This window comes from Paenibacillus sp. FSL R5-0470 (genome assembly GCF_037975205.1).
Classification (GTDB): Bacteria; Bacillota; Bacilli; order Paenibacillales; family Paenibacillaceae; genus Paenibacillus_AQ.
On the sequence record NZ_CP150238.1, the window covers coordinates 4,214,332 to 4,229,094 of the forward strand.

The 14,763-nt window shown below is 45.0% G+C and carries 10 protein-coding genes; all 10 read right to left on the reverse strand.

All coding sequences use genetic code 11. The features are described 5' to 3' along the window. Window positions 1-15: 15 nt before the first annotated feature. The 10 genes from infB to MKY99_RS18605 all read right to left on the reverse strand — a co-directional run bounded on the left by infB (window position 16) and on the right by MKY99_RS18605 (window position 14,752). Complete coding sequence (gene infB / locus MKY99_RS18560; RefSeq protein WP_042189415.1) at window positions 16-2,661, reverse strand: translation initiation factor IF-2; 2,646 nt, start codon at window positions 2,659-2,661, stop codon at window positions 16-18. Further along, a complete protein-coding gene (locus MKY99_RS18565; RefSeq protein WP_042128860.1) occupies window positions 2,654-2,977 on the reverse strand; it encodes a YlxQ family RNA-binding protein in 324 nt (107 codons plus the stop codon). Before MKY99_RS18565 ends, infB begins: the two co-directional genes overlap by 8 nt. Beyond that, complete coding sequence (locus tag MKY99_RS18570; protein ID WP_042189416.1) at window positions 2,970-3,278, reverse strand: YlxR family protein; 309 nt, start codon at window positions 3,276-3,278, stop codon at window positions 2,970-2,972. Before MKY99_RS18570 ends, MKY99_RS18565 begins: the two co-directional genes overlap by 8 nt. Before the next feature lie 27 nt (window positions 3,279-3,305). Then, window positions 3,306-4,403, reverse strand: a complete 1,098-nt coding sequence (nusA, locus tag MKY99_RS18575) for a transcription termination factor NusA (protein WP_042189417.1) — start codon at window positions 4,401-4,403, stop codon at window positions 3,306-3,308. A 26-nt stretch (window positions 4,404-4,429) separates the two neighbouring features. Then, a complete protein-coding gene (gene rimP, locus MKY99_RS18580; RefSeq protein WP_339265618.1) occupies window positions 4,430-4,897 on the reverse strand; it encodes a ribosome maturation factor RimP in 468 nt (155 codons plus the stop codon). Between the two features lie 299 nt (window positions 4,898-5,196). After that, entirely contained in the window at window positions 5,197-9,525 is a 4,329-nt protein-coding gene (locus MKY99_RS18585) for a PolC-type DNA polymerase III (RefSeq protein WP_339265620.1), read from the reverse strand. A gap of 267 nt (window positions 9,526-9,792) precedes the next feature. Beyond that, window positions 9,793-11,241 carry a proline--tRNA ligase gene (gene proS / locus MKY99_RS18590; RefSeq protein WP_042189419.1) on the reverse strand — a complete coding sequence of 483 codons (1,449 nt, stop codon included), beginning with the start codon at window positions 11,239-11,241 and terminating at the stop codon, window positions 9,793-9,795. Between the two features lie 25 nt (window positions 11,242-11,266). Then, complete coding sequence (gene rseP / locus MKY99_RS18595; protein ID WP_339265621.1) at window positions 11,267-12,541, reverse strand: RIP metalloprotease RseP; 1,275 nt, start codon at window positions 12,539-12,541, stop codon at window positions 11,267-11,269. Window positions 12,542-12,788: 247 nt separating this feature from the next. Next, a complete protein-coding gene (locus tag MKY99_RS18600; protein ID WP_042189421.1) occupies window positions 12,789-13,928 on the reverse strand; it encodes a 1-deoxy-D-xylulose-5-phosphate reductoisomerase in 1,140 nt (379 codons plus the stop codon). 20 nt (window positions 13,929-13,948) lie between these two features. Next, window positions 13,949-14,752, reverse strand: a complete 804-nt coding sequence (locus tag MKY99_RS18605) for a phosphatidate cytidylyltransferase (protein WP_042189422.1) — start codon at window positions 14,750-14,752, stop codon at window positions 13,949-13,951. Between the last annotated feature and the right edge of the window lie 11 nt (window positions 14,753-14,763).

Genomic DNA, 14,763 nt, shown 5'->3' on the forward strand with positions numbered 1-14,763 from the left:
TATTCACCTCTTCGCTTAGCGCTCTACAGTTTCCATAAGAAACGCTTCGATAATGTCGCCCTCTTGGACGTCATTATAGCGTTCCAAAGTTATGCCGCATTCATAACCTTGCGCCACTTCTTTGGCATCATCTTTAAAGCGTTTCAAGGTATCAACTTTACCTGTAAATACAACGATTCCGCTACGGATCAAGCGCATTTCAGCATTACGGGTAATTTTACCATCAATTACCATACAACCTGCAATGGTACCCACTTTACTGATTTTGAAGACGCTACGTACTTCAGCGTGACCGATAACGTTCTCTTTATAGATAGGATCAAGCATACCCTTCATTGCACTTTCGATTTCCTCGATTACATTGTAGATGATGTTATGGAGACGAACATCTACTTTTTCTTGTTCAGCAGCTGCCTTGGTCTGAGCGTCCGGACGAACGTTAAAGCCAATAACAATAGCATTAGATGCTGCTGCAAGTGTAATATCGGATTCCGTAATGGCACCAGCACCGCTGTGAATGATCTTCACGCGGACGCCTTCCACTTCGATCTTAGCCAGGGAACCTTTAAGTGCCTCGACTGAACCTTGTACGTCAGCTTTAATGATAACGTTAAGGTCTTTGATCTCGCCGTCTTTAATGTGCTGGAACAAATCATCCAATGTTACACGGGTGTTCGTATTCAGCTCAGATTGACGTTGGGATGTGGAACGTCTATCAGCAATCGCACGGGCCTTACGCTCGTCTTCGAAAGCCATAAACGGATCGCCAGCTTGTGGTACCTCAGTCAAACCAGTAATTTCTACTGGAGTGGAAGGTCCAGCTTCCTTGATCTTACGTCCTTTATCATTAACCATCGCACGTACACGTCCGAAGCAGTTACCTGCTACAAATGCATCGCCGACTTTCAATGTACCGTTCTGTACCAGAACACGTGCAACTGGTCCACGATTCTTATCAAGCTCAGCTTCTATAACCGTACCGCGTGCCCGTTTGTCAGGGTTCGCTTTGTACTCATTTACTTCAGCAACGAGCAGAATCATTTCCAGCAGTTCTTCCAAGTTAATACGTTGTTTTGCAGAAAGGTTAACGAAGATGGTATCTCCGCCCCACTCTTCAGGAACGAGTTCATAGCTTGTAAGCTCTTGCTTCACTTTGTCAGGATCTGCACCCGGCTTGTCGATTTTATTAACAGCGACAATAATCGGAAGTCCAGCAGCCTTAGCGTGTGCAATAGCTTCAACGGTCTGAGGCATAACACCGTCATCAGCAGCAACTACGATAATAGTCATATCTGTTACCTGTGCACCACGAGCACGCATAGCAGTAAATGCTTCGTGACCAGGTGTATCTAGGAACGTGATTTTCTTCTGGTTGATTTCAACTTGATAAGCACCGATATGCTGTGTGATTCCGCCTGCTTCGCCTAGAGATACACTCGTCGAACGAATGGCATCCAGCAAAGTAGTTTTACCGTGGTCAACGTGACCCATGATCGTAACTACTGGAGGACGTGACTGAAGTTCTTCTTCAGCATCATTCTCTTCCACAGTTTCAAAGCTATCCTCATCAACAGGAATCTTCACTTCTACTTCTACGCCGAATTCAGCAGCGAGTAGCAGGATGGTGTCGATATCCAGCTCTTGGTTGATGGTTGCCATAACACCCATAGAGATCAGCTTCTTAATTACTTCAGAAGCGTCTTTGTGAAGCAATTTTGCTGTTTCACCAACAGTCATGCTACCACGAACGATAATCTTCTTAGGTGTGTTATCGATCTTCTCACGGTGAACCATTGGCTGATTCTTGCCGCGGCCATTCTTACCACCACGACCGCGGTAGTTACCGCCTTTGCCATCATCAAACCGTCTATTGTTCGTATTTGGTCTACCACCAGTTGTGTTCTTCTTAGGACCTCTGTCGTCACCGCGTGTGAAGCCACCGCCAGTGCCAGATTGACCTTGTGGGCGGCTGTCAGTGCGAGGTGCACTGCTTTGTCCTTGCGGACGACTGCCAGTATTGCTTCCTTGTGGACGGCTACCACCGGTATTACTACCTTGCGGACGGCTGCCACCAGTGCTGCTACCTTGCGGACGGCTACCACCGGTACTGCTACCTTGTGGACGGCTGCCAGTATTACTTCCTTGCGGACGGCTGCCACCAGTGTTGCTACCTTGTGGACGATTGCCGCCTGTGCTACTTCCTTGCGGACGGCTTCCGCTAGTACTGTTAGTACGTGGAGCTCCGCTTTGTTGCGGACGTGCATTCTGCGTTGAACCTGTTGTTGTTCTGCGGGAATCTTGTCCGCTTTGGGGCCTTGGGGACGTCGTCGATTGGTTGTTGTTTTGGTTACTGTTCATACCTACCTGCTTTTCCTGTTGATTTTTGTTGGCATTCTGAGCACTTTGGGGTTCGGCAGTTACCGCACCGGTTGTCACCGGACGGCTGCTAGAGCTGGTATCCCGTTTGGCTGCAGCGTTCGACTTGATATCCTTGAAGAATTGCTCTACTTTGTTCACGGAACCGTTCTCCATGACACTCATATGATTATTCACAGGGACATTCAAACGCTTCAGAATTGTAATAATTTCTTTACTGCTCATGTTTAGTGACTTGGCGTATTCGTACACGCGCAATTTATCTTTGTTCTCTTCTTTAGTCAATAAATCCACCTCCGACAGTATCTCCGAGTTGCTTGGAGATCATTTCCGCGAATCCTTTATCCGTAATGGCCAGTACTACACGCTGGTCTTTACCAATACTTGCACCGAGGCTGTCTCGGTGAAATGCGATTACTAGTGGAATATCGTAGGTTCCGCATTTATCACGGAACTTTTTTTGGGTATTATCTGAAGCGTCACCTGCCAGAACGACCAGCTTCGCCTCTGAAGACCGTACAGCTTTGAGTACAGCCTCATCGCCGGTGACTATCTTGCCTGCTCTCATGGCAAGCCCTAAATAAGAAAGCGCCTTACTCATTATCCTCACTATCCTTTGCTGCTAGAAACTGCTCTTCCACGGAAGTAAACTCCCGGGCAAGCTGGTCATAGATTTCAGGACTCACTTGACATTTCAAAGCGCGGTCAAGTGCTTTATTCTTCTGTGCCAGCTTAAAGCATTCAAGCTTGCCGCATATGTAAGCACCACGGCCTGACTTCTTACCTGTCAGATCAATCAGTACTTCGCCCTCGGGCGTTCTAACCACTCGAATCAGCTCTTTTTTCGGCATCATCTCTTGGGTAGCAACGCATTTGCGCAGCGGCACCTTTCTTTGTTTCATACATACGCCTCCCGTCAAGCAGGTTAATTAATCAATGGAGACGGAATCCTGATGCATTTCATCAATAGAAGTTCTCGGTCTACCGTATTCCTGCTCCGCTTGACTTTCACTCTTGATATCAATTTTCCAGCCGGTAAGCTTAGCGGCAAGACGTGCATTTTGCCCTTTAATACCGATAGCCAGTGATAATTGATAATCAGGAACGATCACCCGTGCCATTTTCTCTGCTTCAAAGACTTGAACTTCAAGCACCTTAGAAGGGCTGAGTGCATTAGCGACATACTCCTGCACCAGATCAGAGTAACGGACGATATCGATCTTCTCGCCACGAAGCTCAGTAACGATGGTTTGAACGCGTGTTCCTCTTGGGCCTACGCAAGAACCAACTGGATCCACTTCCGGATTGCGGGAATACACAGCAATCTTCGAACGGAAGCCAGCTTCACGAGCTACGGAACGAATTTCAACTACACCATCAAAAATTTCCGGAACTTCTAGTTCGAACAGACGCTTCAGCAATCCGGGATGACTGCGGGACAGCATAATTTGCGGTCCTTTAGTGGTGTTCTCAACTTTAGTGATATAAGCCTTGATACGCTCGCTTTGTTTAAACTTCTCACCTGGCATCAATTCACTAAGCGGCAAGACCGCTTCGATTTTACCAAGATCAATGTAAATGTTCCGCATATCTTGACGTTGTACAAGTCCTGTTACAATATCATCTTCTTTGTCAATAAAGGCATTATAGATGAGTCCACGCTCTGCTTCGCGAATCCGTTGTGTTACAACCTGCTTTGCAGTCTGTGCAGCAATACGCCCGAAATCACGTGGTGTTACTTCAAGCTCAGCAATGTCTTCAAGCTGGAAATGCGGGTTAATTTCTCTGGCTGCCGGCAATGAGATTTCAGTCCTTGTATCCAGGACCTCTTCAACAATTAGCTTGCGGGCAAACACTTTAATGACACCTGTGTTGCGGTTCATGTCAACACGCACGTTCTGTGCTGCATTGAAATTACGTTTATAACTAGAGATCAGCGCCGCTTCGATCGCTTCGAACAGCACATCTTTACTGATGCCTCTCTCCCTTTCCAGCTCATTCATTGCTTCAATAAACTCCATACTCATGAATTTCCGGCCCCCCTTTCAAGACGTTAAAAAATAATGGCCAATCTCGCGCTTGCGACTTTGGCGTACGGTACTACATGTTGTTTTTTGCCCGCGGAGATGAGCAGTTCCTCGTTCTCGAACGAGAGCAAACGACCTTCAAATTCTTTGAGTCCTTGAATCGGCTCATAAACAGTCACATACACGTCCTTACCTACCGCTTTAGCTACATCCGCAGCTTTTTTGAGAGGACGCTCTGCTCCCGGTGAGGAAACCTCAAGGAAATATGCCTCAGGGATAGGATCATTCTCATCCAACTGCTGACTGAAATATTCGCTAATGCTTCCGCAGTCATCAATATCAATGCCGCCTTCTTTATCTACGAATATACGCAGAAACCAATTGGAGCCTTCCTTCACGTATTCAACGTCCACCAGTTCGAAACCATTGTCGTCGAGATAGGGCCCGAGCATCTGCTCTACCGTTTGTTTAATTTTAGATTTGGGTGTGCTCAAAAGAAAATTACCTCCACGAACTTGTCTTTTGCTATATACCAAAGATAAAGAGTGGGTTTCCCCACTCTTTACACAACGGACTTATCTCATTATTACCAAAGAAATTATACCATAGTGAGTCTGGACTGACAAGTGCTAGCCCTTGACTCCCCCTTTGGAGCTCTCTTTTCCAGAAATACAAGAAAGTATAAGTTTCACGCCATCCTATACGTTTTGTATTTCTCGCAGAAACGGGTACCGTCCCAAAAAGGACGGTAAAGACGTTTCTGCTTACCATGAAATAAGTGTTGTTAAAGCCTTTAAAATAGGGAAAGTTGATTGCTCTCCGGTAAGCCGCGGAAGCAGCCCATATTGGTTAGCAGCTCAATAACTGTCTTACTCGCCTTGGATTTTTGCTGGAAATCCTCAATAGAAAGGAATTCCCCGGCATCTTTCGCAGCGGCAATGTTGATAGCAGCATTCTCACCAATTCCCGCTAATGCGGAAAACGGAGGAATCAAACTCTTGTCATCAACAATAAACTTATTCGCTTCCGAACGGTAAAGATCAATGTTTTTGAATGTAAACCCACGTGCCGTCATCTCCAAAGCCATCTCAAGGACAGGCAACATAGCCTTTTCCTTAGGCAAAGCTTGAAATCCTTTTTGCTCAATTTCTACGATCTGACGGTTGATCGCTTCATATCCCTTACAGCACAATTCAATATCAAAATCTGCTGCACGTACAGAGAAATAAGTCGCATAATATTCAATAGGATGATACAGCTTGAAGTAGGCGGTACGTACTGCAGAAATTACGTATGCAGCAGCATGCGCCTTCGGGAACATGTATTGAATCTTCAGACAAGAATCAATATACCATTGTGGAACCTTGCACTTTTTCATTTCCTCGATCCATTCGTCAGATAAACCTTTACCTTTACGAACACTCTCGGTAATTTTAAAGGCCAAGCTCGCATCCATTCCCGCTTTATAAATTAAGAAGAGCATGATGTCATCCCGACAACCGATAACGGTCTTAATGTTACAAGTGTTATTCTTTATAAGCTCTTGCGCGTTACCAAGCCAAACTCCAGTACCATGAGACAAACCTGATATTTGCAGTAAGTCAGCAAAGCTGGACGGTTTCGACTCAATAAGCATTTGACGTACGAACTTGGTACCCATTTCGGGCACACCATAGGTCGCAACCGGTGATCTGATTTCGTCAGGTCTCACTCCAAGCGCATCTGTAGAGTTAAACATGCTCATTACTTTCGGATCATTCATCGGGATAGAAGTTGGATCAACACCTGTCAAATCCTGCAGCATCCGCATCATCGTCGGATCATCATGACCCAGAATATCAAGCTTCAGCAAATTCGCGTCAAAAGCGTGATAATCAAAGTGTGTGGTCTTCCATTCGGCATTGACATCATCCGCCGGGAATTGTACTGGCGTAATATCTTCTACCTCCATATAGTCTGGAACAACGACTATACCACCCGGATGCTGTCCCGTACTACGTTTAACGCCTGTACAGCCGGCCGCCAGACGGCCAACTTCAGCTCCACGCCAACGTTTCTGGTGAAGTTCTTCGTATTTTTTTGCAAATCCGAAGGCTGTCTTCTCGGCTACGGTACCAATCGTTCCGGCACGGAATACATTTTTCTCACCAAACATTTCTTTGGTAAAGTTATGTGCATTCGGCTGATATTCCCCTGAGAAGTTCAAGTCGATATCGGGAACTTTATCCCCTTTAAATCCAAGGAAGGTCTCGAACGGAATATCCTGGCCTTCACCTTTGAGCTTCTGACCGCAATCCGGGCAGACTTTATCTGGTAAATCGAATCCGCTCCGCACACTACCGTCCAGGAACCATTCACTATGGCGACACTCGGGGTTTAGGCAAATATAATGCGCAGGCAAAGGATTAACTTCTGAAATTCCAAGAAATGTAGCTACTACAGAAGAACCTACAGAACCCCGCGAGCCTACGAGATATCCATCTCGATTTGATTTTTTAACGAGACGTTCAGAAATCAAATAGTTGGCAGAGAACCCGAATTTAATAATCGGTGCAAGCTCTTTCTCCAAACGGGCAATAACTACTTCAGGTAGTTCTTCGCCATAAATGGATTTGGCAGTGTTATAACAGGTCTCGCGAATTTCTTCGTCCGCCCCTTCAAGAATTGGTGTAAATAGCTTATCTGGAAATAGCTCCAGCTCTTCAAAACGTTCTGCCAGCTCAACTGTATTCGTAACCACGACTTCCATCGCTTTTTCAGCACCGAGAAATTCGAATTCAGACAGCATTTCATCCGTTGTGCGGAAGTGTGCATCCGGTTTGCGTTGGTCTTTAAGCGGACTAAAGCCTGTGATCCCATTAATCGTAATATCACGATACAGCTTGTCCCGGGGTTCAAGATAATGCACATTCCCCGTTGCGATAACAGGTTTATTTAACTGTTCCCCTATTTCGCAAACCTTGCGGACTACATCGCGAAGCTCATCAGGGCCTGCTACAAAGCCCTTGTCCACCAAGTGCATGTACATGGTCAATGGCTGAATCTCCAGCACATCATAAAAATGAGCAACCTCCATGGCTTCCTCAGTCGTTTTGTTGAGTACTGCTTCAAAAAACTCTCCACGTTCACAACCGGAAATCACGAGCAGTCCATCTCTATGCTCTTCCAGCTTGGATTTCGGAATACAAGGTACACGTTTGAAATATTCCGTATGTGACATGGAAATGAGCTTATAGAGATTTTTTTTGCCTACTTGATTAAGTGCATAAATATTACAGTGGAATGGTCTTGTGTTCGAAAGATCATTACCCACATAATCGTTTAGTCGATCAAGGCGGGTCATGCCCTTCATCTTTTCAGCATCTGCGAGCAATCCTGTTAATATACCGCCGAGTGCTATGGTATCATCAATCGCACGGTGATGGCTTTCCAGAAGAACTTTATATTTATCGGCTAATGTGTTCAGCCTGTGATTCTTCATGCTTGGATATAGTAACCGAGCGAGCTCAAGCGTATCAAGAGATGGATTCGAAAGCACAGGTTCACCTATTTTACGTAACGAGGCCTGAATAAAACCCATATCAAATCTGGCGTTATGAGCAACAAGGATACTGTCACCCACAAATTCAACAAACTTACGCAGCACTGGCTCAAGATCAGGAGCATCCTTAACCATTTCATCCGTAATATTGGTCAATTGCTGAATATGATAAGGGATCTTCTCATGCGGATTAACAAAAGTAGAATAACGGTCTACTTCTTTACCCTCACACATTTTAATGGCCGCCAGCTCCGTAATATTATTGCGGGTAATCGATAACCCCGTGGTCTCTATATCAAACACTACATAGGTAGCTGTCTTCAAGTCCAAAGGCTGAGCATTCTCGACAATATTCACAGAGTCATTCACAACATTGGCTTCAACGCCATAAATCATTTTTATCTTATGCTTATGAGCTGCATGGTTCGCATCAGGAAAAGCCTGAACTCCGCCATGATCAGAAATAGCAATCGCAGGATGCCCCCACTGGGCAGCTGTTTTGACATAGGTAGTGATCGGAGTGACCGCATCCATCGTACTCATCGTAGTGTGAAGGTGGAATTCCACCCGTTTCTTAGGAGCCGTATCTTTACGCGCAGGCGGTGCCTTAACTTCCGTTAAATCCGAAGGGATCATCACGAGCTCAGGAATCTGCATAAAACGGTCATATTCAACTTTTCCGCGTGCTCTTACCCATTTACCGTTTGCTAGCTGACTCATAACCTTCAGATCATCTTTAGTCTTCGCGAACATCTTCATTTGTAGAGAATCCGTGAAATCGGTCAAACTGAAGGTGAACAAAGTACTGCCATTGCGAAGTTCCTTACGATCCAGACCAAAAATAGTACCCTGAATTGTAATTTTCTTCTCTTCATCTTGAATTTCAAGAATCGGCACGGCCTGTTCCTTAATTTCATACCCCACTTGAAGCTTAATTACTTCATTAGGATCGCTATCATCAGCAGGAGCTTCTGTTTCTACAGCAGTCATCATCTGCTCAACGATCTCGCGTTGTTCTTGCTGAAGCTTTTGCTGAAATTCTTCGTATGCTTCAACATTATTATTTTCGTTCTCTGCCATTAGCACTTTAACTTTTAAGGAGAGACCGAAATACTTATCATAAAATTTAATAATTGCCCCATCGATGCCTTTTTTACGAGCCAGCTCCATAGAAGTGGAGTCACTCATCGTCAGCATTAAAGTGTCATCTTTAAGCTCTTGGGTAGAACGTGTCAGCCAGCCATTAACCGAAGGGATCTCGCGAGTCACCCACTCCAGAAACAATCCCCAATATTCTTGGACTAGCTCTGCTCTACTAACTTTTTGATCATATACGAATAAAAAGCTTACTTTGGCTATATGCTGTAGCTTCTCGCGCATTCTGAGGCAAAATGTCCGGTATACCTGCGCTGGAACCAGACTTTCTTTCGCAATCACAATTTGCCAGTCTCGGTTACCACGGCTGATCTCTACACGCTCTATATATCCATCTAAAAAGTAGGGATCCATAATTGCAGGTGGAATTTCACCTTGCTTCATCAAGAGCTCGAATCTTTTTCTTCTCTCCTGGTTTTGTTCCATGCTTTCCTCCCACCTTTGATAACTCCGTAAAACACAATCAATGATATTCAGTGAAAGTTATGACAAGCATAAACGCCTTCGGCGTCCTTATGAGGACGGTAAGTGTTTATGCGAGAAATAAAAGGATAATTTATTACGTATGCCTATAAATTCTTATATTTTAAAAAGCTTCTGGATTCAAAAAGCATTGGGTTTTTTCGGCCCGCTGACTCCTCTCTCCAGAAGCTAGATTAAAATACTACAAGACTGTTGATCGGTACCAAAAGATTAATATGCCTTTGCAAAAACCACAGTATGCTCAGCTGGTTTACCACAGCAAATGCAGACTTGTTTCTTCTCTGCCGGATCGAAAGGAATGTTACGGCTACCCGCACCTGTCTCTTCCTTAACTTTGGACTCGCATTCTTCGGAACCACACCAGCCAGCTAGTGCAAAGCCGCGTTTTTCTTCCATTGAAGCTTTCATTTCTTCCAAGGAATCTACAGAATAGAAATGGTCCTCACGGAATTTCAGGGCACGTTCGAACATTTCATTATGAACCTGCTCGAGCATTGCTTGTACCTCTTCAACAAGGTTCTCCTGCTGAATTACCTTCTTCTCACCTGTGACACGGGATACGATAACGCAAACGCCATTCTCCATATCGCGTGGTCCAAGCTCCAAGCGCACAGGTATACCGCGCATTTCATATTCATTGAACTTCCAACCTGGCGTTACATCCGAACGATCATCCACACGTACACGAACACCTGCGTTCTTCAGCTCCTTGAACAGCTCGTCTGTCCGTCCAATCACGGCTTCACGAGTTTTAGGAGGTCCGATCGGAATCATAATCACTTGAGTTGGTGCTACCTTAGGTGGCAGAACAAGACCACGGTCATCGCCATGCACCATAATCAGCGAACCAATCAAGCGTGTAGTGGATCCCCATGAGGTCGTATGCACATATTCTAAATTATTGTCGCGGCTCAAATACTGGATCTCAAATGCTGTTGCAAACTTGGTACCCAAGTAATGTGAGGTAGCAGCCTGAACAGCACGTCCATCTTTCATCATCGCTTCAATAGAATACGTATCTACTGCACCAGCAAAACGCTCGGAAGGTGTCTTTTGTCCAGTGATCACCGGAATGGCAAGGAATGTCTCGGCAAAATCACGGTAGTTATCCAGCATCTTCATGGTTTCTTCACGAGCTTCGGCTTCATTCTCATGCGCAGTATGCCCTTCTTGCCAAAGAAACTCAGTAGTGCGGATAAATGGTAAAGTACGCTTCTCCCAACGAACCACGTTCGCCCATTGATTGATAAGTACAGGAAGGTCACGATAGGACTGAATCCATTTGGAATACATGTGCCCGAACATGGTCTCAGAAGTAGGACGGACAGCCAGACGTTCTTCAAGCACGTCTCCACCAGCCTCAGTTACCCATGGCAGTTCGGGATTAAAGCCTTCAATATGATCCTTTTCCTTTTGAAAGAAACTCTCTGGAATGAACACTGGAAAATAAGCATTACGATGCCCAGTTTCCTTGAGGCGACGGTTCATTTCCTCCTGAATATGCTCCCATATTTCATAGCCCTCTGGCTTAAATACGATACAGCCACGAACAGGAGAGTAGTCCATCAAGTCTCCTTTTTTTATAACATCAATATACCAGCGTGAGAAATCCTCGCTTTGCGGCGTGATTTCCGTAACGAATTGCTTATCTTTTGCCATGTAATGGAATGCCTCCCGAAGAAAATTAGCCGCTGATCAAACGTAAAATATCATTATACGTAACAGCAATCATTAATAAAAATAACAATGCAAATCCGACAAAGTGAACCATACCTTCACGACTCGGATCTACAGGTTTACCGCGTAATGCCTCCACACCTAGGAACGCCAGACGGCTTCCATCGAGTGCTGGAATCGGTAATAGGTTGAAAATCCCCAGATACAAGCTTAGGATAGCAGCCCAATAGGTAAGATACTGAATGCCTTGTTGGGCGATTTGACCGGTTACTTCAAAGGTACGAACCGGACCTCCAATATCATCCATATTGAATTTATTGATCAATTGCTTAAAGCCCAAAAAGATAGCTTCCGTCGTATCGACCATAGCTTTACCTGAACCTGTCAACGTCTCTCCAACCCCTGCTTTGCGGGTAGGAAGCTCAGGTGTAATCCCGATTTTACCGCCTTCTTGTCCCTCCATGCTACGAGGAACGAGAGTCACATTAAGGGTCTCATCACCACGTTGCAGCATCCATTTCATTTCTTTCCCTTTGGACTCCGAGGTTAAGTCAATCATTTTTTGGTAATCGGCACCAATCTTCTCACCGTTGATGGAGACAATAATGTCACCCTTCTGCAATCCCGCCTCTTGTGCAGGCATTCCTTCAGAGACATCACCGATCTTAACATAAGTAGGATTCTCCACCGGAATTCCAACCATTTGCAAATGGATGGCAAACAGAACAAAGGCTAACAGGAAGTTCATCACAGGACCCGCAACAATAGCCAATGCTCGCTGACCCACGGTTTTACTACCGAATTGGCGATCTTTAGGCGCAATTTGAGTCTGTTGCGTTCCTTTAATCATCATCGCTTGAGGATGAACATCATAAGTAGTAACTTCGCCATCCACATCCAAGCGGATTTGCAGATCATTTTCAAGATCAGTATGCAAAGCCTCACCACGGATTACATTTTTACGTGTATCCAGTGTGTCCAGATAAATATTTTTTACTTTATTATCCTGACCGAGTCTTACTGCAATCGTCTGTCCTGAGCCAATTTCAATAATTTCTGGATCTTCACCAGCCATCCGAGCATAACCGCCAAAAGGCAGTAAACGCAAAGTGAACTGTGTCTCATTCCGTTTATAAGAAAACAGTTTCGGACCGAAACCGATAGCAAATTCCCTCACGAGAATACCGGCGCGTTTGGCAAAATAATAGTGACCCCATTCATGTACAGTCACCAGGACAAAAAACATGAGCACCGTTAATAAAACGACTTGAACCATTTCCAAACGTATCATCCCCCTTTAGGTGTAAGACCGAAGTATGTCCTCTTAATTTATCATTATTCTCCGATCAGGCACAAGAGAATCAACTGTCCCAACCTATTTTTAGGGCAAAGTAAGTATTTCCAGTCAAGCAATAACGCCATCGGCGTCCCTTAAGGAGACGGTACGCGTTTACGCGAGAAATATAAGGATAATGTATAAAGTGAAACTTATACTTTCTTATATTTTTAAAAAGAGATCTTTCTACCTTCTACAGCGTTGCTGCCAGCTCACGAACACGCTTATCACAGGATTCAATTTGTTCCAAATTCGGATTGTCCTCGTTAATATGACGATGCAGCACTTCCCCGATGATCTCCTCAATGCGCAGGAATGGGATCTCATGACTCAAGAAACGAGCAACAGCAATTTCATTCGCAGCATTAAAAGCAGTAGTAGCTGTCCCTCCAGCTTTTCCACAATCCATGGCTAGCTTAAGCGCAGGGAATCGTTCATAGTCCATTTCTCGGAAAGTCAAACGTCCAACTTCAGCTAACGACAAACGCTGTGCCGGCGATTCCCAGCGTTCGGGATACGTGAGCGCATATTGAATCGGGACACGCATATCGGGATTACCAAGCTGAGCAATAATGCTGCTATCGCGGAACTCCACATATGAGTGAATGATACTCTCTGGATGCAAAAGTACATTTACTTGTTCATAAGGTAGACCAAATAGCCAATGCGCTTCTATCACCTCAAGCCCTTTATTCACCATTGTAGCAGAATCAATCGTGATTTTCGCGCCCATGCTCCAATTCGGATGACGAAGTGCATCCTCTACCGTTACATTTTTGAGTTGATCACGAGTGAAATCCCGGAAGGATCCACCAGAAGCTGTTAAAGTGATGCAAGCTATATCAGCAAGGTTCTCACCATTTAAGCACTGAAAGATAGCTGAATGCTCGCTATCAATAGGTAACAACTTAACACCCTTACGATTAGCTAGATCAGTGACGAGGTGTCCTGCCGTTACCAAAGTCTCTTTATTAGCTAGTCCAATATGTTTGCCTGCTTCGATCGCAGCTAACGTGGATTGGAGGCCTACACTACCCATAACAGCCGTTACGACCATTTCGGCATCTCCACCAGCTGCCACCTCAACAAGACCTTCATTCCCGCTGTATAGCTGTATGCCTGAAGGCAGACTGGATCTAATCTCATCTGCCAACTCCTTTGTTGCAACAGAAACACGACGAGGATTAAACCGACGAACTTGTTCCAGCAATAACGCTGTATTCGTTCCAGCTGCCAAGCCATCTACTTGAAAAGAGTCTGGGTGCATAGCGATGACATCTAGAGTCTGAGTGCCGATCGAACCTGTGGAACCAAGAACACTTATTTTTTTCATAGTTATACCCTCTCCTTCCGTTAATAGTAAGGCATGAGCGTTAGGATATGTACGAATGGAAAGACGATAATCCAGCTGTCACATCGATCAAGAATACCACCGTGACCTGGCAGAAGTGTGCCTGAATCTTTGATACCATACGCACGTTTATAGGCAGATTGCACAAGATCACCAAGCTGACCCAAGACCGCACAAGAAAGCCCTATAAGGAGCGCTCGTCCTATCGCTAGATGTTCAGGAGCAAATATTGCAAACACGATCGCGATTAGCATCGAGATCAGTACCCCACCTACTGCACCTTCCACCGTTTTGTTGGGACTGATGGCAGGCCAAAGTTTGTTCTTCCCCATGCTTCTTCCAACAAAGTAAGCCCCGGCATCACTACCCCAAATGCAGAAAAGGAGTAAAAAAGTCCAGAACAAACCATGTCCGTCATCCGATGCACGAGCCATGGCCATATAAGAAAAACCCATTCCAATGTATACTATACCAGTAAACAGCAAGGCCGTTACTCGAATATCTAATTTATTTTTAGTAAAAACTGTAACTAAAAGGAACAACAGCAGCAGAATCCAAATTCCTTGTTCCCACGATAAGGGTGCAGAGATCCCAAGCAAATTCCAAGGGATCATAAAACTTAGAATGGCTGCATAACCAAGAACGGTAGAACCGGAAAGCGCAGGTATCCCTATCATTTTCACAAATTCATAAAACCCGATAAAAGCCATGGCAGTAAGTAACAACTGGTATGGCCAGTTTCCCAACACGCATAAGCCTAAAAATAGTGCTCCGGCAACAATTCCGGTAATCAATCGCTGCTTCAAAGGTTTCCATC

Coding starts and splice junctions, on each gene's coding strand:
- MKY99_RS18585 (WP_339265620.1), bottom strand. CDS start 9,525: ATGGAACAAAACCAGGAGAGAAGAAAAAGATTCGAGCTCTTGATGAAG.
- proS (WP_042189419.1), bottom strand. CDS start 11,241: ATGGCAAAAGATAAGCAATTCGTTACGGAAATCACGCCGCAAAGCGAG.
- MKY99_RS18600 (WP_042189421.1), bottom strand. CDS start 13,928: ATGAAAAAAATAAGTGTTCTTGGTTCCACAGGTTCGATCGGCACTCAG.
- nusA (WP_042189417.1), bottom strand. CDS start 4,403: ATGAGTATGGAGTTTATTGAAGCAATGAATGAGCTGGAAAGGGAGAGA.
- MKY99_RS18570 (WP_042189416.1), bottom strand. CDS start 3,278: ATGAAACAAAGAAAGGTGCCGCTGCGCAAATGCGTTGCTACCCAAGAG.
- MKY99_RS18565 (WP_042128860.1), bottom strand. CDS start 2,977: ATGAGTAAGGCGCTTTCTTATTTAGGGCTTGCCATGAGAGCAGGCAAG.